This is a genomic window from Anaerococcus porci (genome assembly GCF_009696575.1).
Taxonomy (GTDB): domain Bacteria; phylum Bacillota; class Clostridia; order Tissierellales; family Peptoniphilaceae; genus Anaerococcus; species Anaerococcus porci.
The window spans coordinates 61,916-80,672 of the sequence record NZ_VULQ01000006.1; the positions used below are offsets into that span (position 1 = coordinate 61,916).

Genomic DNA, 18,757 nt, shown 5'->3' on the forward strand with positions numbered 1-18,757 from the left:
AAATATGATATTTGGAAATATTAAAAATCTAAAAGAATATTCATTTTTAGAAAATAAAATACTAGAATGCTTTGACTATGCCAAAAACAATGATTTAAAAACTTTTGAAAAAGGAAGTTATCAAATTGATGGTGACAGATTATTTGTAAATATAGTTGAATATGAAACAAAAAATAAGGAAGATAGCTTTTGGGAAGCTCATAAAGACTACCTAGATTTACACCTTATGCTTGATGGGTGTGAGCAAATTGATTTAAACTTTATATCTAATTTAGAACTTGGAGAATATGTTAAAAAAGATGATTATCAAGCTTTAGAAGGAGATAATAATTCCTTCGTAATATTAAACAATGAAGATTTTCTAATCTGTTTTCCAAATGATGGGCACATGACAGCCATAGCTTATAAAAAAGCTCAAAAAATAAAAAAAGCAATTTTTAAAATAAAAATATAATATAATTAAAGAGGCAAGATGTTTTTTAAACATATGCCTCTTTAATTATAAAAAGTAGGAAGTATCATGAAGAAATATATTAGTATAGATATAGGCGGAACTGCCATAAAATATGGAATAATTGATGAAAATAGCAATATTTTAGAAAAAAATGAGATAGAAACTGAGGCCTATAAAGGTGGAGTAAATATTTTAAAAAAAGTTTTAGTAATTATAAAGACTTACTTAGAAAAAATATGCAAAGAAGAAATAGAAGGAGTTTCGATTTCGACAGCAGGTGTTGTTGATACCAAAAAAGGTGAGATATATCATGCATCAGAACTTATACCAAATTATACTGGTATAAACTTTAAACAAACAATAATGGATAAATTTGCATTAGAGTGCCAAGTAGAAAATGATGTTAATTGTGCAGGGATTGCTGAATATGAATCAGGAGCCTGCATGAAAAGTAAAATAGCCTTAATCTTAACAATAGGGACTGGAATAGGCGGTTGTGCTATAATAAATGGTAAAGTACTGCATGGCGTATCAGGCTCTGCTTGTGAAGTAGGATACATGAAAGTAAAAGATGATACTTTTGAGAATTATGCTTCTGCAAAGGCACTTGTTGAAAAAGTTGCTAAAAGAAAAAATGAAAATCCTAAAGATTGGGATGGGAAGAAAGTATTTGAAGCTGCAAAGAATAATGATGAAATTTGTATAAAAGCAATAGATGAAATGTGTGACATGCTTGCTTTAGGAATTTCAAATATTTGCTATGTTCTAAATCCAGATACGGTTGTACTTGGTGGTGGAATCATGGCTCAAGAAGGCTATCTTAAAGAAAGAATAAACTCTAGTCTATCCAAGCATCTTGGAAAGCAACTATACAAACATCTTAGCTTAAAATTTGCAAAACATAAAAATAGTGCGGGAATGTTAGGAGCTTACTATAATTTCAAGAGGATAAATCAATAGCAAGGAGGATGCTATAGGATACTATATAAAATCAGTAGTTGAAATAATAGAATCAAACTATGATAACTTTACAGATGTTGAAAAAAATATAGCAGATTTTTTCATACATAACAACAAAAAGCAAAAATTTTCATCCAAAGATCTCGCTGATAAACTGTTTGTATCACAAGCGTCTCTATCAAGATTTTCTCAAAAATGTGGTTTTAGAGGATATAGAGAATTCATTTATCAATATTTGGAAGACTTTGTAGAAAAAGAACAAGATGTAACAGGAAATATAAGTCAAGTACTAAACACATACCAGGAACTATTAAACAAAACTTATAGTTTAGTTGATGAAAATCAAATAAAAAGAATAATCAATTATTTAAATACAGTAGAAAAAGTCTTTGTTTGTGGAAAAGGCTCATCAGGACTTGCAGCAAATGAAATGGAACTTAGATTTATGAGAATAGGTGTAAATATTGACTCTATTACAGACTCAGACCAGATGAAAATGAGATCAATCTTTCATAATGAAAACTCTCTAGCTATAGGTCTTAGTATAAGTGGAAATACTGAAGAAGTACTATATTACTTGTTTGAAGCCCACAAGAAAAATGCAAAAACAGTTCTTATAACATCTCAAAATAAAAAAGCATATAAGAATTATTGTGATGAGGTAATACTTGTTCCATCTCTAATTCACCTAAACCATGGTAACGTTATAAGTCCTCAGTTTCCAATATCAGTAATGGTAGATTTGATTTATTCATATTTTGTAAAAGAAGACAAAAACAAAAAAGAAAAATTACATGATGATACATTAAGAGCTTTAAATATAAAGATAGAAAAAGAAGAAAATGACCTATAAATAATACAACTAGATTATCAATAATATTATTTGGTATTTTACAATATTAAATTGGTAAAATAAGTATAAAGGAAAGATTGCAAAAGTTTTAAATTATTCCTAGTAAATTATAAACTTATAGGGAAATTAGAAAGTTATATCCTAACTTTAGCTACCAACTAAAATCTTAATTATTAAAATTTCATAAATTATTTAAAATAAATATTGATAAGAATTATCAAAAAAATATTGACTTTTTTTATTAATCAAATATCTTAATAAAAAGGAGAATTTATGATAATAGAAAAAATAAAAAATAAGATAGGCATAATCTACTTAGATAAAGCAGAAAAATTAAATGCATTAGATAAAAAAATGGTGAAAGATATAAAAAACACCATGGAAAAATGGGAAAATAATGATAATATAAGAGCCATATTATTTGACTCAAAAGTAGAAAAAGGATTTTCAGCTGGTGGAGATCTAAAAGAAATCTATGAAGATATTATAGATAAAGAGCTTTATGATAAGGATAGGTTCTTTGTAGAAGAGTTTGACCTTGACAAGTATGTTCTAAACTACAAAAAACCAATTATAAGCCATTGGTTCGGAGTAACTATGGGTGGTGGAGTAGGACTTACAATAAACTCAGACTTTATAATAACCGATCAAACAGTAAATTGGGCTATGCCAGAAACAAGATTAGGATTTGTTCCAGATGTGGGAGTAGGAAAACACATTTCAAAACTACCTCAAGCATTAGGACAGTACGTAGGACTTATAGGAGCAAGGCTTTTTCCAGATGACTTAGTTAAATATAATATAGCCCATATATTAATAGATAAAAATTCTTATGAAAGTCTAATAGAAAAACTATTTGAAATTTCAGAAAAATATGAAGCTGAGAAACTTTTGGAAGAATTTAAAAAAGAAGCATCAAAATATGCAAAAGAGCTTAAGGAAACTGAAAATTACAAAAATAAAGAAAAAATAGAAAAATACTTTAAAAAAGAAAGTATTGAAGAGATAATAAAAGAACTTGAGGAAAATCAAGATAATGACTTTGCCAAAAAGACACTTGAAAATATAAAAAAGTGCTCACCATTTATGTTAAAGGTACAATTTGAAAAATATTTTCTAGGAAAAGAAATAAGTCAAGAAGAAACTTATAACCTAGATTTAAAAATAATAAACTATGCTATAAAAAAAGCTTATATCCAAGAAGGAATAAGAATTCAAATAATAGACAAAGAAGATAAACCAAACTGGCCAAGCAAAAACCTCTTAGATGTTGATGATAGTGAGGTAAAAGAGCTTTTGATAATTGAATGAAAATTGGGGGGATATGCGATTGTATATCCTTTTTAATAGAAATTCGTTAGGATTGGATTTATTACAAATATTTAACAGCTATGATTTTATTCATTATCCTGAAATTAAAATATTCTTCTATATGTATTAATAGTTTCATAAATTTCAGAATCACTAAAGATTAATTTATAGTAAAAATATAAAAAGGAAGTATAGTTTTGATTTTTCTATACTTCCTTTTTAATTATATAACTTATAGATTGTGTAATTTTATCTTATAGCCTTGTTATTAAATTTCTTAATAATAGAACTTTACTAATCTTGAAAAATTTTGTATAAAAGTAATTTTACTTTTTGCATGAGTATTGTTTGTTTAAGATAAATTGAAATTTTACCTCATTTCTTTTTTTCCAAATTGTATTATTGCAACCAAAATTGCAAAAGCCAAAATAAAAATTGCAATAGGCATAAGTGGAAATAATTCAAAATTATTATTTATACCAGTTGACGTAAAATCATATAATGAACATGACACCAAATAACCACTATAACAATATGGATAAACTATTCTAAGTGGAGTAGCTGCTACAAGTATACTTGGAATTACCAAAAGAATATTTAGTCCAACAGACAATATTACTTTATCAAAAATTATAGTGATTGCCCATATACTTGCCAAACTTGGTAACATCGTAAGAAAAATTTTTATACACCAATTCAAAAGATAAAAAATAGGTAAAGTTTCTGCAATATTAGCATTTTTTGTTGCCCATATTCCTGCAAGTACAAATACAAGCAAAAATACAATAAGCTCTATTATAAGAAAAATACCAAATGTTATCAAAAGATTCCCCTCATAGAATATAAATAAGGAAGGAAAATTATCAATAATGCTCCTTAACTTATCTTTAAAATATTATTAAGTGTAAGTTGACAAAGATATAACATTTAATAAGAAATATGCTCAAGAAAAATGAATAAGATATAATGTATTAAAAATCCCAGAAATGTTATAAGATAGATTCAAAATGTTCTTATTATAAGATGGAATAGATTTAAGGAGTTTTTATGGAACATAAAGGAACAGTTGTAATTGAGACAAATCGTCTACTGTTAAGGCAATTCAATATTGATGATGTAGAGTTTGCTTATAAGAATTGGACACATGATGATAAGGTGACTGAATTTTTAAGGTGGACAAGGCATGAAGATAAAATTATTACAAAGAGAGTAATTGAAGATTGGATATCTAGTTATAAAAATAAGAAATTCTATCAGCGGGCAATTGTATTAAAAGAAATTTGTGAGCCAATTGGTTCGATTTCTGTTGTAGATATGAATGAAAAAACAAATATGGTTCATATTGGATATGCAATTGGAAGTAAATGGTGGAATAAAGGCATTACTAGTGAAGCTTTAAAAGCTATTATTCCTTTTCTATTTGAGCAAGTTAAGGTCCAAAGAATTGAGTCACAGCATGATCCCAATAATCCAAATTCTGGAAAAGTAATGCGAAAATCTGGATTGACCTTTGAGGGCACATTAAGGAAGGCTGATTGGAGTAACAAAGGAATAGTTGATGCTTCGATGTATAGTTTGCTAGCTGAAGAATATTTCAATAAAGAATAAAAATATAATGGAATATTTTAGTCCATTATTTAGCTTTTAAAATACAAAAAATTATTAAGGATTTTTGAAAAAATACTAGTGTTTAATTTTAGTGTTTTAGTCTTGAATTGGGTAAAAAATATCAGAGGTGAAAAATGAATTTAAGAGAAATACCACTTTTTGAAAACTTAAGTCAAGATGATCTTAAGATTTTAGAAGATAATATAGATATAGTAGAAGTAAGATATCCAAAAGATTCTTATATATTTGAGCAAGGAGAGATTAAAAACGATCTTTATTACTTAAAGGAGGGGTCAATTTTAGTTGCAAAATTTGATTCGAATGGAAAAAGATCAATAATTCAAACCTTTAATAATAAAGGTATTTTTGGAGAAGTCTACGCCTATCTTAAGGTTCCGTATGACTTTTCGGCACTTTGCCAAAAAGAATCTAAAGTTTTTCATATAAAAAATTTTAGAAATATAATTAATAAAGCTATGCCCAAGTCATTTTTACTAAATTATATAGACCTACTTAGTAAAAAGTGTCTTGTCCTTAGTCAAAAAAATCAAATCAATACTCAATTTACTTTAAGACAAAAGATAGGAAATTTCCTATTACTTGAAGAAAAAGATAATAAGGTAATATTAAATCAGACCAGAGAAGAGCTTGCAGACTTTCTTTCAACAACAAGACCGTCACTTTCTAGGGAACTTTCTAAAATGATGGATGAGGGTATTATAAAAGTAGATAAAAAGGAAATTTTTATACTAAAAAAGAATATTTTGGAGAACTTGATATATTAGTATAAATATCTACTTATATAATGAATTTTTAATGCCTATATATCCATATAATATAAAAGGAAAGAAAATTTATTAGATTAAAAAATAAAAGAAAAAAATTGAAAAATAATTTGAAAAAAACTTAAAAACAATATATAATAAAAAAGATTGATATGGTAGATTCTAAAGAGATTAAAAAATATTAGAAAAATAACAAAATATTTGATTTTTTCTAGAATTTGTTGTATTATATTCAAGTGCTATGAAGTGGGAGGTTGCTTTCACACTTAGGCCAGATGTGGAAGGTAATTTTCACCAAGCAAGCTAGAGAAGAATCTCTAGTGCTTTCCAAATATAATTAAACGCCCGGATGGGTGGCACATCAAAAGGAGGAAAAATGGCTAATCAAAAGATAAGAATTAGACTAAGAGCATATGATCATGAAATAATTGATAGCTCAGCAGAAAAAATCGTAGAAGCGGTAAAAAGATCAGGAGCACAAGTAAGTGGACCAATCCCATTGCCAACAGAGAAAGAAATAATAACAATTCTTCGTGCGGTTCACAAATACAAAGACTCAAGAGAACAGTTTGAACAAAGAACACACAAAAGATTAATCGACATCATTGGACCAAATGCAAAGACTTTAGATTCTTTAAAGAAATTAAATCTACCAGCTGGTGTTGATATAGAGATAAAACTGTAATTAGAATGATTGAAGATTTTCCAAAATATTTTGGATCAATCCGCTGTAATTAAGGAGGTACTCAAATGAAGAGTATATTTACAACAAAAATAGGCATGACTCAAGTCATCAACGAAGATGGCATAGTGACACCTGTAACTGTACTTAAGGCTGATGATAATGTAGTAGTACAAGTGAAATCAGAAGATGTTGATGGTTACAATGCTATCCAAGTTGGATATTTAAACAAAAAAGAAAAAAATGTTAAAAAACCTATTAAAGGACACTTTGACAAAGCAGAAGTTTCTTACAAGAGATTCTTAAAGGAAATAAGACTTGATGAAAAATCAGAACTTAATCCTGGGGAAACAATATCAGTAGATATCTTTAAAGAAGGTGAATTGGTTGATATTACAGCCACTTCAAAAGGTAAAGGAACTCAAGGTGCCATAAAAAGATGGAACTATGGAAGAGGACCAGCAAGCCACGGTTCTAAATCACACAGGGTAGCAGGTGCAAGAGCTGCAGGTTCTGACCCAGCTAGAGTGTTCAAAGGTAGAAAAGGCTCTGGAAAGATGGGTAATGAACGTGTGACAGTTCAAAACCTAAAAATTGTTAAGGTTAATACAGAAGACAGCTACATCCTAGTTAAAGGCGCTGTTCCAGGACCAAAAGGTGGACTTGTTCAAGTTAAACAAGCTACAAAGAGCCTATAATAAGGAGGAATAAATGCCTAAAGTAGAAGTTTTAAATATTAAGGGAGAAAATATTGGTGAAATCGAGTTAAACGAAACTCTTTTCGCAGCAGAAATCGCTGAAAATGCTGTTTATGACACAGTTAAAAACCAACTAGCTAATAAAAGACAAGGCACACAATCCGCTAAGACTCGTGCAGAAGTAAGAGGTGGTGGAAGAAAGCCATTTAGACAAAAGGGAACAGGTAGAGCTAGACAAGGATCTATAAGAGCTCCTCATTATACAGGCGGTGGAATTGTATTTGCACCAAAGCCAAGAGACTATAGCTACAAAATTCCTAAGAAAATGAGAAGAAAAGCTCTTTACTCAGTTTTAACTTCAAAAGTTAATGAAAATGAATTGGTTGTTTTAGATGACTTAAAACTTGATTCATACAAAACTAAGGAAGCAAAAACAATCTTAAATAACATAGATGCAAATAGTAAAGCCTATGTTGTTATAGCAGAAAATGATGACAAAATTTATAAATCATTTAGAAATATTGAAGGTGTTGATGTAGAAAAAGCAAACCTAATCAATGTATATGATTTATTAAGACATGATAAACTTGTAATTACAAAAGATGCAATTGCAAAACTTGAGGAGGTATTTAAATAATGAAGTCACCTTACTATATAGTAAAAAGACCAATAATTACTGAAAAAAGTATGGAATTACTTGAAGATAATAAATACACTTTTGAAGTAGACAAAAATGCTAACAAAGCAGAAATCAAAGAAGCTATTGAATCTATCTTTGACGGAGTAAAAGTAGAAAAAGTGAGAACTTTAAACTTTACTGGTAAAAAAGTTAGAACTAGATATGGTTATGGTAAAAAAGCAGATTGGAAGAAAGCTTATGTTACTTTAACTGAAGATTCTGCAGCAATTGAATACTTCGACGGAATGTAGGGAGGATTTAAATGCCTATAAGAAAACTTAAACCAACTTCAAACGGACACAGAAATATGTCTGTTTTGACATTTGATGAGATTACAAAAAAACAACCAGAAAAATCTTTACTTACCGATTTAAAGAAAAAGGGTGGTAGAAACAATACTGGTAGAATTACAGTTCGCCATAGAGGTGGTGGAGCTAAGAGAAAATATAGAATTATTGATTTTAAAAGAAATAAAGATAATATACCAGCAACAGTAAAAGCAATAGAATATGATCCAAATAGATCAGCAAATATTGCCCTACTATCATATGCTGATGGAGAAAAAAGATATATTCTTGCTCCAAGAAATCTTAAAGTAGGAGATGTTGTAGAAAGTGGATCCGAAGCTGATATCAAGCCAGGTAATGCACTTGAGCTTAAAGATATCCCAGTAGGTACAATGATTCATAATATCGAACTTAAGGCTGGAAGAGGAGCAATCCTAGTAAGAAGTGCGGGAGTTTCTGCTCAACTTATGGCTAAAGAAGGAAGATTTGCAACAGTTAAATTACCAAGTGGTGAAACAAGACTAATCCACAACAATTGTAAAGCTACAATCGGGATGGTTGGAAACATAGAACACGAACTTGTAAGAGTAGGTAAGGCTGGTAAGACTAGATATATGGGTCAAAGACCACATGTAAGAGGATCAGCAATGAACCCAGTAGACCATCCACACGGAGGTGGTGAAGGTAGAACACCAGTAGGTAGACCAGCACCATCTACACCATGGGGTAAACCAGCACTTGGTCTTAAAACAAGAAAAAAGAAAAACAAATCTTCTAAATACATTGTAAGAAGAAGAAACGAAAAATAGGGGGATTTAATGGCAAGATCTTTAAAAAAGGGACCTTTTGTCGATGAACATTTAATGAAAAAAGTAGAAGCTTTAAATGAAAAAAATGACAAAAAGGTTATAAAAACTTGGTCAAGACGTTCAACAATATTTCCAGAATTTGTAGAACATACTATAGCAGTTCACGATGGTAGAAAACACGTGCCAATCTATATAACAGAAGACATGGTAGGCCACAAACTTGGAGAGTTTGTTCCAACAAGAACATTCAGAGGCCATGCTAAAAAAGCAACTGAATTAAAATCAAGATTAAGTTAGGAGAGTATAAATGGAAGTCAAAGCAACAGCTAAATATGTAAGAATATCTCCTCTTAAAGTTAATTATATATGCAGAGAAATTAGAGGTAAACAAGTAGATGAAGCACTTACAATTCTTAGATTTACTAACAAAAAAGGTGCTAAACTACTTTCAGATGTGCTAAAAAGTGCAATAGCAAACGCTGAGAATAATAATGGATTATCAAGAGATAACTTATTTGTAAAAAAAGCCTTCGCTAATGATGCTCCAACTATGAAAAGATGGAGACCTAAAGCTAAGGGTGCAGCTTATCCAATCCTTAAGAGATCATCTCATATAGGTGTAGTTCTTACAGAATTAGAAACAGAGGAGGCATAATATGGGTCAAAAAGTAAATCCAAAAGGCTTTAGAGTTGGAGTTATAAAAGAATGGGACTCAAAGTGGTTTGCAGAAAAAAAAGACTTTTCTGATCTTTTAGTTGAAGATCAGAAAATAAGAAAATTAATCAAAAAAGAAGTTTATGATGCAGGAATTTCTGATATTGAAATTGAAAGAGCAGTAAACAACATCAAAATATCTATCTACACAGGAAAACCAGGAATGGTTATAGGAAAAGGTGGCTCTGGAGTAGAAGAACTTAAAAACAAAGTTGAGAAAATAGCTACAGGCAAAAGAGTAATCATCAATGTAGAAGAAATTAAAAACCAAGATGTTGATGCACAATTAGTTGCAGAAAACATTGCAGCACAACTTGAGAACCGTATAACATTCAGACGTGCAATGAAACAAGCAGTTCAAAGAACAATGAGAGCTGGAGCTGTAGGTATAAAAACTCAAGTATCTGGAAGACTTGGTGGAGCTGATATGGCTAGAAGCGAAGGATACAACGAAGGTAAAGTTCCTCTTCAAACACTAAGAGCAGATGTTGACTACGGTTTTGCAGAAGCAGATACACAATACGGTAAAATAGGATGTAAAGTTTGGATTAATAGAGGAGAAATTCTTCCAGGAGAAAAAGCTCCAAGACAACCAAAGATAAAAAAACCAAACCAAAACAACAGAAAAAACAGAAGAAGACGTCCTAATAATAGAAATAACGATAGATAAGATTATTATCTCAAGGAGGAAACAAGATTATGTTAATGCCTAAAAGAGTTAAATATCGTAGACAACATAGGGGAAGAATGAAAGGTAAAGCCCAAAAGGGTAATACACTTGCTTATGGTGAATACGGATTACAAGCAATAGGTAGTACATGGCTTACAGCAAATCAAATTGAGGCTGCAAGACGTGCTATGACAAGATATATAAAAAGAGGCGGAAATATTTGGATTAAAGTATTTCCAGACAAGCCAGTTTCAAAGAAGCCAGCCGAAGTAAGAATGGGTTCTGGTAAGGGTGCTCCTGAATATTGGGTAGCGGTAGTCAAACCAGGTAGAATTTTGTTTGAAATGAGTGGTGTTAATGAAGAAGTTGCAAGAGAAGCTATGAGACTTGCTGCACAAAAGCTACCAATCAAGACAAAATTTGTTAAAAGGCTTGAAGTCAAAGAAGTGGAGGAAGCTTAATGAAAGCAGTAGAAATCAGAAAATTAAGTGATAGCGAATTAAATAAAAAACTTTTCGATTTACAATCTGAATTATTTAATCTTCGTTTCCAATTGGCTACAGGTCAACTTGAAAACCCAGCTGCTATTGGAAATGTTAAAAGAGATATAGCTAGAGTAAAAACAATCCAAACAGAGAGAAAGCTCAATATAAATAAGGAGGCTTAACTTGATGGAAAGAAATAGTAGAAGATCCGTTCAAGGAGTAGTTGTATCAGATAGTATGGATAAGACAATAACTGTAAAAGTTGAAACAAAAATCCAACATCCTGTATACAAAAAAAGACTAAGTGTAAGTAAGAAATATAAAGCTCACGATGAGAACAATGAAGCTAAAGTAGGCGATACTGTAACCATAATGGAAACTAGACCATTATCTAAGACAAAAAGATGGAGACTAGTTAAAATTAACGAAACTGCAGTTCGTGCTTAATTAGGTAAAGGAGATTATTATGATACAACAAGAATCTCGTATGAGAGTAGCAGATAACTCCGGAGCAAGAGAACTTTTAGTTATCAAAGTTCTTGGTGGAGCCGGAAGAAGATACGCAAACATTGGGGACATAGTTACTTGTTCAGTTAAAAGTGCAACACCCGGTGGAGCGGTAAAAAAAGGTGAAGTTGTTAAAGCGGTTATAGTTAGAACATCAAGAGGTGTTAAAAGAAGTGACGGATCATCAATCAAATTTGATGATAATGCGGCAGTAATCGTAAAAGACGATAAAACACCTGTAGGAACTCGTATATTCGGGCCAGTAACAAGAGAACTTCGTCATGAAGGTTTCATGAGAATTATCTCACTTGCACCGGAAGTATTATAGGAGGATTACATGCATATTAAAAAAGGCGATAAAGTCCAAGTAATATCAGGTGAATATAAAGGACATGTAGGAGAAGTACTTAAAGCTTTCCCTAAAGAAAATAAAGTAATAGTTGAAGGTGCAAACATCATAGTTAAACACCAAAAGGCAAGACAAATGGGAGAAGAAAGTGGAAGAATTGAAAAAGAAGGAAAAATCTATGCTTCTAAAGTTCTTCTTTACTCAGAAAGTCTTAAAAAAGGTGTTAGAACATCAACTGAAATAATCGATGGCAAAAAAGTTAGAGTTTGCAAAAAAACTGACGAGAAATTCGATTAGGTCCAAAAGGAGTAATTATGACAAGTAGATTAAAAGAAAAATATAAATCAGAAGTTGTTAAAGAACTTGTGGATCAATTCGGTTATAAAAATTTAATGCAAGTTCCAAAACTTGAAAAAATTGTTATAAATATAGGACTTGGGGAAGCTAAGGATAATAAAAACTTATTAACAAAAGCTAAAAACGAACTTGCACTTATCACAGGTCAACAACCAATTGAAATAAAAGCAAAAAAATCTGTATCTAACTTCAAACTAAGAGAAGGACAAGCAATAGGTACAAAAGTAACTCTTAGAGGAGAAAGAATGTATGATTTTATGGATAAGTTAATTTCAATTTCCCTACCTAGAGTTAGAGACTTCAGAGGAATAAATCCTAATTCATTTGATGGAAGAGGAAACTATTCGTTAGGAATTAAGGAACAATTAATATTCCCAGAAATTAAATACGATGATGTAGATTTCTTACATGGTATGGATATCACATTTGTAACAACAGCTGAAACTGATGAAGAAGCTAAAGCATTCTTAACACTAATGGGAATGCCTTACAAGAAATAAAGGAGCAAAAAATGGCAAAAAAGTCAATGATTGCGAAACAAAAAAGAAAACCAAAATATAGTACAAGAGCATACACAAGATGTAAGCTTTGCGGAAGACCACATGGTGTACTAAGAAAATACGGTTTATGTCGTATATGCTTTAGGGAGCTCGCAAACAAAGGGGAAATTCCTGGAGTAAGAAAAGCAAGCTGGTAAGTTAGGAGGAAATTAATTATGATGACAGATCCAATTGCGGATATGCTAACTAGAATAAGAAATGGTAACAAGGCTAATCATTTATCTGTAAGCTTACCATCTTCTAATGAGAAACGTGCTATTGCTCAAATCCTTTTAGATGAAGGTTATATTAAAGGCTTTGATGTAGAAGAAGACAATAAGCAAGGTGTTCTTACAATAGATTTAAAATATACAGAAGAAGGCGAAAAAGTTATAACAGGACTTAGAAGAATATCCAAACCAGGATTAAGAGTTTATGTTAAAGCAAATGAAGTGCCTAAAGTATTAGATGGACTTGGAATTGCAATAATATCAACATCAAAAGGACTATTAACAGATAAAGACGCTCGCCAAGCTAATGTTGGTGGAGAAGTTATTTGTTACGTATGGTAAGGAGGAATAAATGTCAAGAATAGGTAAAAAACCAATTGAAATCCCTTCTGGAGTAACTATTGATGTTAAAGACAATTTGATTACAGTAAAAGGACCAAAAGGCGAAGATTCTCAATTAGTATCTAAAAGACTAAAAATTGAGCAAAAAGATAATGAATTAAATATAATTGCCTCTGAAAATCCTACAAAACTTGAAAATCAAGAACATGGTCTTTATAGATCATTAGTTCACAATATGGTAGTAGGTGTAACAGAAGGCTATGCAAAAACACTTCAAATTGAAGGTACAGGATATAGAGCTCAAAAGCAAGGAAATACACTTGTAATGAACCTAGGATTCTCTCACCAAGTTAAGATGGAAGATCCTGAAGGTATTGAAGTAGAAGTTCCTAACGATAGAACTATTATTGTAAAGGGAACAAATAAACAACTAGTTGGACAACATGCAGCAAATATCAGAAATTGGAGAAAACCTGAACCATATAAGGGTAAAGGAATCCGTTATGAGGGCGAACATGTTAGAAGAAAAGTTGGTAAGACAGGTAAGTAGGGGGCAATAAATGGCTAAAAGAACAAAAGAGCAAAAATTAAAAACTCGTAAGTTTAGAGTAAGAAATAAAGTCAGTGGAACTGCTCAAAAACCAAGACTTAGTGTCTACAAATCAAATACTAATATATATGCACAACTAATAGATGATGTAAATGGTGTTACACTAGCAAGTGCAAACACTCTTCAAAGTGAAGTAAAAGAAGGCTTAGAAAACTGTGCAAATATTGATGCTGCCACAAAAGTTGGTGAGCAAATTGCAAAAAATGCACTTGATAAAGGAATTGAAGAGGTTGTTTTTGACAGAAACGGATATCTTTATCATGGAAAAGTAAAAGCCCTAGCTGAAGCAGCAAGAGAAAATGGTCTTAAGTTTTAACGAGGGAGGATTTAGATGTATTTATTAAAACAAGATGTAGACAAACTAAACCTCGAAGATAGAGTAGTTAGTATAAATAGAGTTGCTAAAACTGTAAAAGGTGGACGTAACATGAGATTTGCTGCCCTAGTGGTAGTAGGAGATCAAAATGGACATGTAGGTATAGGAACTGGAAAAGCAACAGAGGTTCCAGAAGCTATTAGAAAAGCAACAGAAGATGGTAAAAAACACATGATTTCTGTTCCTATAGTAAATACTACAGTTCCACACAGAATCTTAGCAAAAAAAGGTGCTGGTCAAGTACTTCTTATGCCAGCATCAGAAGGTACTGGAATCATAGCTGGAGGACCAGTTCGTGCTATTTGTGAACTTGCAGGTTATAAAGATATCAGAGCTAAAAACCTAGGTTCATCAAACCCACAAAACATAATCAATGCTTGTATAAAAGCATTTCAATCTATGAAAACAGTAGAAGAGGTTGCAAGATTACGTGGTAAATCGATAGAAGAATTCGATTATTAAGGAGTATTCTATGGCAAAAGTTGAAATCAAATTAAAAAAATCCTTCATAGGTAGAAAAGATGATCAAATCGCTACAGCTAAAGCCTTAGGTCTTAGAAAGATTGGACAATCTGTAGTAAGAGAAGATAATCCTGCCTTAAGAGGAATGATAAATAAAATTCCATTTATGTTGGAAGTAAAAGAATTAAGCTAGGAGGTGTAGAATGAAACTTCACGATTTAAAACCTAACCAAAAGCTAAAAACAAAAAATAGAAAAGGTAGAGGTCCAGGAAGTGGAAATGGTACAAGAGCAGGTCGTGGTCAAGACGGACAAAACTCAAGAAGTGGTGGAGGAGTTAGACCAGGATTTGAAGGTGGACAAATGCCACTATTTAGACGTCTTCCAAAAAGAGGATTTAAAAACTTCAACAGAAAACAATATGAAGTAATAAATGTTGAAGAATTAGAAATCTTTGAAGACGGAACAGAAGTTACACCTGAACTTTTATTTGAAAACAAAATCTTAAATAAAAACAAAGCTAAAGCTGGAATCAAAATTTTAGGCGATGGTGAATTAACAAAGAAATTAACAGTTAAAGCTCACAAATTTACAAAGCAAGCAGAAGAAAAAATCACAGCCCAAGGGGGAAAGGCTGAGGTGATCTAATGTTAGATACGCTAAAGAGAGCTTGGAGTGAAGAAGAAATTAGAAAAAAATTCTACTTCACTCTAGTGATGTTAGTTATCTATAGGCTAGGTAACAACATCCCGATTCCATTTATAGACGCCCAAAAGTTGGCTGATGCCTATAAAGGAATGGAAGGAACACTCGTTGATTATTTAAATATGTTAACAGGTGGTGGACTTTCAACCCTATCAATATTTGCACTTGGTGTACAACCCTACATTACAGCATCAATCGTAATGCAATTATTAACAGTAGTAATACCAAGGTTTGAAGAGCTAACTAAAGAAGGCGAAGCAGGTAGAAAGGCTATACAAAGATATACAAGATATATGACAATATTTCTTGCAATATTCCAAGCTATAGCCATAACAAACGGATTATATGGAGCTGCACTATCATCTGCAACAACATTCCAAAAATTTGTTATGAATGTAGTGCTTATCGGTGGAACAATGCTTGTTACATGGATGGGTGAGACCATAACAGAAAAAGGTATAGGTAATGGTGTATCAATTATAATCTTTATGGGTATAATCGCTAACGTACCAAAAACATTAAGTACATGGAAGACAGGACTTCACTACAATACAACTTCCATCTTATCAATAATAATAATGGCAATTGTAGTAATCTTTATAGTATTATTCACCGTTAAGATTACAGAAGGTGAGAGGAAAATTCCAATACAATATGCAAAAAGAGTAGTTGGAAGAAAGATGTATGGTGGACAATCAACCCATATACCAGTTAAGGTAAACATGAGTGGAGTAATGCCAATCATATTTGCTTCAGCAGTTCTTGCAATACCATCAACAATTTCATTATTTATGGGAAATGCAGGCGGAGGAGCTTTAAATAAATTCTTTAGCCAATCAACATTTGGATTCGTATTATATCTTATAATACAAGCAGTACTTATATTAGTATTTGCTTACTTTTATAACATGATACAATTTAATACAGTTGAGTATGCTAAGCAACTACAACAAAATGGTGGATTTATACCAGGAATAAGACCTGGAAAACCAACAAGTGACTATTTAGCCAAAGTTGCAAATAAAATCACATTTATTGGTGCTATTTCATTAGCCTTACTAACAATAGTACCAGCAATATCATCAAGATTTTTAGGACTAAACTTATCATTTGGTGGAAGTTCAGTAATAATAGTTGTTGGTGTAATACTTGAAACAGTAAAACAAATAGAAGCTATGCTTACTATGAAAAACTACAAAGGATTTTTAAATAGGTAATATAATGAATATCATATTGTTAGGACCACCGGGAGCAGGTAAGGGAACACAAGCAGAAAAGTTAATAAAAGAATTGGATGCAGTTCAAATATCTACCGGGGATATATTTAGAACAAATATAAAAAACAACACTCCTTTAGGCCAAAAAGCTGTTGGCTTCATGAACAAAGGACAACTAGTTCCAGACGAATTAACAATAGATTTGGTTTGGGATGCCCTTGATAAGGTAGAAGATGGCAAAACAATTCTACTTGATGGTTTCCCTAGAAATATTACTCAAGCCGAAGCACTTGATGAAGGAATGCAAAAAAGAGATAATAAGATTGATAAGGTAATAAATATAGAAGTACCAGAAGATGTAATTATTGAAAGAATATCTGGAAGAAGAGTAAATATATCAACTGGAAAAGTTTATCATATAAAATACAATCCTCCAAAAGTTGAAGGAATTGATGATGAAACAGGAGAAAAACTTATCCAAAGAGAAGACGATAGACCAGAAGCAGTTAAAGAAAGACTTGATGTTTACAAGAAACACACATCAGTTTTGATTGATTACTATAATGATAAAGGTATATTAGTTACTATTGACGGTACAAAAACTCCTGATGAAGTTTTTGAGCAAATTAAAAAAAGTTTAGGAAAATAATTTTCGAGATATGACAAATATACTGAATTTTTCAATAAATTACAAAATCGAAAACGAGATGAAGATAGAGTCTTTACCTAAAGATATCTAGATCATGTCTTGTTGTTAAAAGCGAATCAATCAGACATTAATAGATAAACACTAAAGAAAGGAAGATTTTATCGATGTCAAAAAAAGATGCTATAGAAGTAACAGGAGTAGTTAAAGAAGCTCTACCAAATGCAATATTTAAAGTAGAACTTGAAAATGGTCACCAAATACAAGCACATATTTCAGGTAAACTTAGAATGAACTACATTAGGATATTACCAGGAGATACAGTAACAGTAGAACTATCCCCATATGATCTTACTCAAGGTAGAATTACTTGGAGAAAGAAGTAGTCACGGCAGTGTTAAAGATTTTTGAAAAAAATCTTTAATTTTCGAGACGAACGAAGTGAGTCCGAAAAACTAAGCGAGCAAATAAGCTGTTTAGTCAAAGTTAGATTATTTTATTCAAGTTAGTATAAAGAAAGAGAGAACGATAATGAAAGTTAGAGCATCAGTAAAAAAAATGTGTGATAAATGCAAAATTATCAAAAGAAATGGTAAAGTAATGGTAATTTGCGAAAATCCAAAACATAAACAAAGACAAGGTTAAGGAGGTTTTAGATGCCAAGAATAGCTGGTATAGACTTACCTAGAGAAAAAAGAGCAGAAATTGGATTAACCTATATTTATGGTATAGGAAAATCTTCAGCACAAGAAATATTAGAAAAAACAGGAATCGACCCTGATACAAAAATGAAAGATCTTACAGAAGGCGAATTAGGTAAAATTCGTGAGGCACTTGATGATTACACAATCGAAGGTGACCTTAGACGTGAAGTATCAATGAATATCAGAAACCTTAGAGAAATCAACTGTTATAGGGGAATGAGACACAAAAAAGGTCTACCTGTAAGAGGTCAAAATACAAAAAACAACGCTAGAACTAGAAAAGGAAGACATTAGGAGGAGATATGGCAGCAAAGACTAGAAAATCTTCTGCTAAAAGAGGTAGAAGAAGAGTTAAAAAGAATGTCGAAAGAGGACAAGCTCATATCAATTCAACATTCAATAACACAATGGTAACTTTGACAGATGCTCAAGGTAACGCACTTTCATGGGCTAGTGCTGGACAATTAGGATTTAGAGGATCAAGAAAATCTACTCCTTTCGCAGCACAAGAGGCAGCACAAGAGGCAGCTAAAAAAGCTATGGAATACGGTCTTAAGACAGTAGAAGTTTTTGTTAAAGGACCAGGCTCTGGAAGAGAATCTGCAATCAGAAGCTTGCAAGCAGCAGGACTTGAAGTAACAATGATAAAAGATGTAACACCAATTCCACACAATGGTTGTAGACCACCTAAGAGAAGAAGAGTTTAGTAAGGAGAGAT

The 18,757-nt window shown here is 31.6% G+C and carries 34 protein-coding genes and 1 pseudogene; 34 read left to right on the plus strand and 1 reads right to left on the minus strand.

Annotated features, from left to right (window positions below):
• Positions 1–4 precede the first annotated feature (4 nt).
• The 5 genes and pseudogenes from FYJ26_RS05975 to FYJ26_RS05990 all read left to right on the plus strand — a co-directional run bounded on the left by FYJ26_RS05975 (position 5) and on the right by FYJ26_RS05990 (position 3,578).
• Positions 5–454: a YhcH/YjgK/YiaL family protein gene (locus tag FYJ26_RS05975; RefSeq protein WP_154540633.1), complete on the plus strand. Its 450-nt coding sequence runs from the start codon at positions 5–7 to the stop codon at positions 452–454.
• Between the two features lie 66 nt (positions 455–520).
• Positions 521–1,414 (plus strand): ROK family protein, encoded by an 894-nt coding sequence (locus FYJ26_RS05980; protein WP_154540635.1) that lies wholly within the window; start codon positions 521–523, stop codon positions 1,412–1,414.
• A 46-nt stretch (positions 1,415–1,460) separates the two neighbouring features.
• Positions 1,461–1,628: pseudogene (locus FYJ26_RS11245) on the plus strand (MurR/RpiR family transcriptional regulator); the annotation flags it as partial.
• Positions 1,629–1,649: 21 nt separating this feature from the next.
• Positions 1,650–2,267, plus strand: a complete 618-nt coding sequence (locus FYJ26_RS05985) for a MurR/RpiR family transcriptional regulator (protein ID WP_229771219.1) — start codon at positions 1,650–1,652, stop codon at positions 2,265–2,267.
• A 273-nt stretch (positions 2,268–2,540) separates the two neighbouring features.
• The gene (locus FYJ26_RS05990; protein ID WP_154540637.1) at positions 2,541–3,578 is read left to right on the plus strand and encodes a 3-hydroxyisobutyryl-CoA hydrolase; all 1,038 of its coding nucleotides are present in this window, start codon (positions 2,541–2,543) and stop codon (positions 3,576–3,578) included.
• Between the two features lie 370 nt (positions 3,579–3,948).
• Here the strand turns inward: FYJ26_RS05990 and FYJ26_RS05995 are convergent, their stop codons facing one another.
• Positions 3,949–4,401, minus strand: coding sequence for a hypothetical protein (locus FYJ26_RS05995; RefSeq protein ID WP_154540639.1), 453 nt, complete (start codon positions 4,399–4,401; stop codon positions 3,949–3,951).
• A 224-nt stretch (positions 4,402–4,625) separates the two neighbouring features.
• Here FYJ26_RS05995 and FYJ26_RS06000 point away from each other — a divergent pair, with 224 nt between their 5' ends.
• The 29 genes from FYJ26_RS06000 (at position 4,626) to rpsK (ending at position 18,746) form a co-directional block, all read left to right on the plus strand.
• Positions 4,626–5,186 carry a GNAT family N-acetyltransferase gene (locus FYJ26_RS06000; RefSeq protein WP_154540641.1) on the plus strand — a complete coding sequence of 187 codons (561 nt, stop codon included), beginning with the start codon at positions 4,626–4,628 and terminating at the stop codon, positions 5,184–5,186.
• 134 nt (positions 5,187–5,320) lie between these two features.
• Positions 5,321–5,971: a Crp/Fnr family transcriptional regulator gene (locus FYJ26_RS06005; RefSeq protein WP_154540643.1), complete on the plus strand. Its 651-nt coding sequence runs from the start codon at positions 5,321–5,323 to the stop codon at positions 5,969–5,971.
• 376 nt (positions 5,972–6,347) lie between these two features.
• Entirely contained in the window at positions 6,348–6,656 is a 309-nt protein-coding gene (gene rpsJ / locus FYJ26_RS06010; protein ID WP_154540645.1) for a 30S ribosomal protein S10, read from the plus strand.
• Between the two features lie 65 nt (positions 6,657–6,721).
• Positions 6,722–7,351, plus strand: a complete 630-nt coding sequence (gene rplC, locus FYJ26_RS06015) for a 50S ribosomal protein L3 (protein WP_154540647.1) — start codon at positions 6,722–6,724, stop codon at positions 7,349–7,351.
• Positions 7,352–7,364: 13 nt separating this feature from the next.
• Positions 7,365–7,988, plus strand: coding sequence for a 50S ribosomal protein L4 (gene rplD / locus FYJ26_RS06020; protein ID WP_154540649.1), 624 nt, complete (start codon positions 7,365–7,367; stop codon positions 7,986–7,988).
• Entirely contained in the window at positions 7,988–8,281 is a 294-nt protein-coding gene (rplW, locus tag FYJ26_RS06025; RefSeq protein ID WP_154540651.1) for a 50S ribosomal protein L23, read from the plus strand. Before rplD ends, rplW begins: the two co-directional genes overlap by 1 nt.
• An 11-nt stretch (positions 8,282–8,292) precedes the next feature.
• Positions 8,293–9,126, plus strand: coding sequence for a 50S ribosomal protein L2 (rplB, locus tag FYJ26_RS06030; protein ID WP_154540653.1), 834 nt, complete (start codon positions 8,293–8,295; stop codon positions 9,124–9,126).
• Positions 9,127–9,135: 9 nt separating this feature from the next.
• Entirely contained in the window at positions 9,136–9,423 is a 288-nt protein-coding gene (gene rpsS / locus FYJ26_RS06035) for a 30S ribosomal protein S19 (RefSeq protein ID WP_154540655.1), read from the plus strand.
• Between the two features lie 10 nt (positions 9,424–9,433).
• Positions 9,434–9,781 carry a 50S ribosomal protein L22 gene (gene rplV, locus FYJ26_RS06040; protein WP_154540657.1) on the plus strand — a complete coding sequence of 116 codons (348 nt, stop codon included), beginning with the start codon at positions 9,434–9,436 and terminating at the stop codon, positions 9,779–9,781.
• Position 9,782: 1 nt separating this feature from the next.
• Entirely contained in the window at positions 9,783–10,511 is a 729-nt protein-coding gene (rpsC, locus tag FYJ26_RS06045) for a 30S ribosomal protein S3 (RefSeq protein WP_154540659.1), read from the plus strand.
• Positions 10,512–10,540: 29 nt separating this feature from the next.
• Positions 10,541–10,972 carry a 50S ribosomal protein L16 gene (gene rplP, locus FYJ26_RS06050; protein ID WP_154540661.1) on the plus strand — a complete coding sequence of 144 codons (432 nt, stop codon included), beginning with the start codon at positions 10,541–10,543 and terminating at the stop codon, positions 10,970–10,972.
• Positions 10,972–11,178 (plus strand): 50S ribosomal protein L29, encoded by a 207-nt coding sequence (gene rpmC / locus FYJ26_RS06055; protein WP_154540663.1) that lies wholly within the window; start codon positions 10,972–10,974, stop codon positions 11,176–11,178. The genes rplP and rpmC overlap by 1 nt, the downstream gene beginning before the upstream one ends.
• A 4-nt stretch (positions 11,179–11,182) precedes the next feature.
• Positions 11,183–11,443, plus strand: coding sequence for a 30S ribosomal protein S17 (gene rpsQ / locus FYJ26_RS06060; protein WP_154540665.1), 261 nt, complete (start codon positions 11,183–11,185; stop codon positions 11,441–11,443).
• Positions 11,444–11,462: 19 nt separating this feature from the next.
• Positions 11,463–11,831: a 50S ribosomal protein L14 gene (rplN, locus tag FYJ26_RS06065; protein ID WP_154540667.1), complete on the plus strand. Its 369-nt coding sequence runs from the start codon at positions 11,463–11,465 to the stop codon at positions 11,829–11,831.
• A 9-nt stretch (positions 11,832–11,840) separates the two neighbouring features.
• Entirely contained in the window at positions 11,841–12,149 is a 309-nt protein-coding gene (rplX, locus tag FYJ26_RS06070; protein WP_154540669.1) for a 50S ribosomal protein L24, read from the plus strand.
• A gap of 17 nt (positions 12,150–12,166) precedes the next feature.
• On the plus strand, positions 12,167–12,709 hold the full coding sequence (rplE, locus tag FYJ26_RS06075; protein WP_154540671.1) for a 50S ribosomal protein L5: 543 nt from the start codon (positions 12,167–12,169) through the stop codon (positions 12,707–12,709).
• An 11-nt stretch (positions 12,710–12,720) separates the two neighbouring features.
• Positions 12,721–12,906, plus strand: a complete 186-nt coding sequence (locus FYJ26_RS06080; protein WP_154540673.1) for a type Z 30S ribosomal protein S14 — start codon at positions 12,721–12,723, stop codon at positions 12,904–12,906.
• Between the two features lie 18 nt (positions 12,907–12,924).
• Positions 12,925–13,320 (plus strand): 30S ribosomal protein S8, encoded by a 396-nt coding sequence (rpsH, locus tag FYJ26_RS06085; RefSeq protein ID WP_154540675.1) that lies wholly within the window; start codon positions 12,925–12,927, stop codon positions 13,318–13,320.
• Between the two features lie 10 nt (positions 13,321–13,330).
• Positions 13,331–13,870, plus strand: a complete 540-nt coding sequence (gene rplF, locus FYJ26_RS06090) for a 50S ribosomal protein L6 (RefSeq protein ID WP_154540677.1) — start codon at positions 13,331–13,333, stop codon at positions 13,868–13,870.
• Positions 13,871–13,880: 10 nt separating this feature from the next.
• A complete protein-coding gene (rplR, locus tag FYJ26_RS06095) occupies positions 13,881–14,246 on the plus strand; it encodes a 50S ribosomal protein L18 (RefSeq protein WP_154540679.1) in 366 nt (121 codons plus the stop codon).
• A gap of 15 nt (positions 14,247–14,261) precedes the next feature.
• A complete protein-coding gene (gene rpsE / locus FYJ26_RS06100; protein ID WP_154540681.1) occupies positions 14,262–14,768 on the plus strand; it encodes a 30S ribosomal protein S5 in 507 nt (168 codons plus the stop codon).
• Between the two features lie 10 nt (positions 14,769–14,778).
• Positions 14,779–14,961, plus strand: coding sequence for a 50S ribosomal protein L30 (gene rpmD / locus FYJ26_RS06105; RefSeq protein WP_154540683.1), 183 nt, complete (start codon positions 14,779–14,781; stop codon positions 14,959–14,961).
• Between the two features lie 10 nt (positions 14,962–14,971).
• Positions 14,972–15,415, plus strand: coding sequence for a 50S ribosomal protein L15 (rplO, locus tag FYJ26_RS06110; RefSeq protein WP_154540685.1), 444 nt, complete (start codon positions 14,972–14,974; stop codon positions 15,413–15,415).
• A complete protein-coding gene (secY, locus tag FYJ26_RS06115) occupies positions 15,415–16,689 on the plus strand; it encodes a preprotein translocase subunit SecY (RefSeq protein ID WP_154540687.1) in 1,275 nt (424 codons plus the stop codon). Before rplO ends, secY begins: the two co-directional genes overlap by 1 nt.
• 4 nt (positions 16,690–16,693) lie before the next feature.
• Positions 16,694–17,338 (plus strand): adenylate kinase, encoded by a 645-nt coding sequence (locus FYJ26_RS06120; RefSeq protein WP_154540689.1) that lies wholly within the window; start codon positions 16,694–16,696, stop codon positions 17,336–17,338.
• Positions 17,339–17,502: 164 nt separating this feature from the next.
• A complete protein-coding gene (gene infA / locus FYJ26_RS06125; RefSeq protein WP_154540691.1) occupies positions 17,503–17,721 on the plus strand; it encodes a translation initiation factor IF-1 in 219 nt (72 codons plus the stop codon).
• A 145-nt stretch (positions 17,722–17,866) separates the two neighbouring features.
• Positions 17,867–17,980 (plus strand): 50S ribosomal protein L36, encoded by a 114-nt coding sequence (gene rpmJ, locus FYJ26_RS06130; protein ID WP_004818043.1) that lies wholly within the window; start codon positions 17,867–17,869, stop codon positions 17,978–17,980.
• 11 nt (positions 17,981–17,991) lie between these two features.
• A complete protein-coding gene (gene rpsM / locus FYJ26_RS06135; protein ID WP_154540693.1) occupies positions 17,992–18,333 on the plus strand; it encodes a 30S ribosomal protein S13 in 342 nt (113 codons plus the stop codon).
• Positions 18,334–18,341: 8 nt separating this feature from the next.
• Positions 18,342–18,746: a 30S ribosomal protein S11 gene (gene rpsK / locus FYJ26_RS06140; RefSeq protein WP_154540695.1), complete on the plus strand. Its 405-nt coding sequence runs from the start codon at positions 18,342–18,344 to the stop codon at positions 18,744–18,746.
• Positions 18,747–18,757 lie beyond the last annotated feature (11 nt).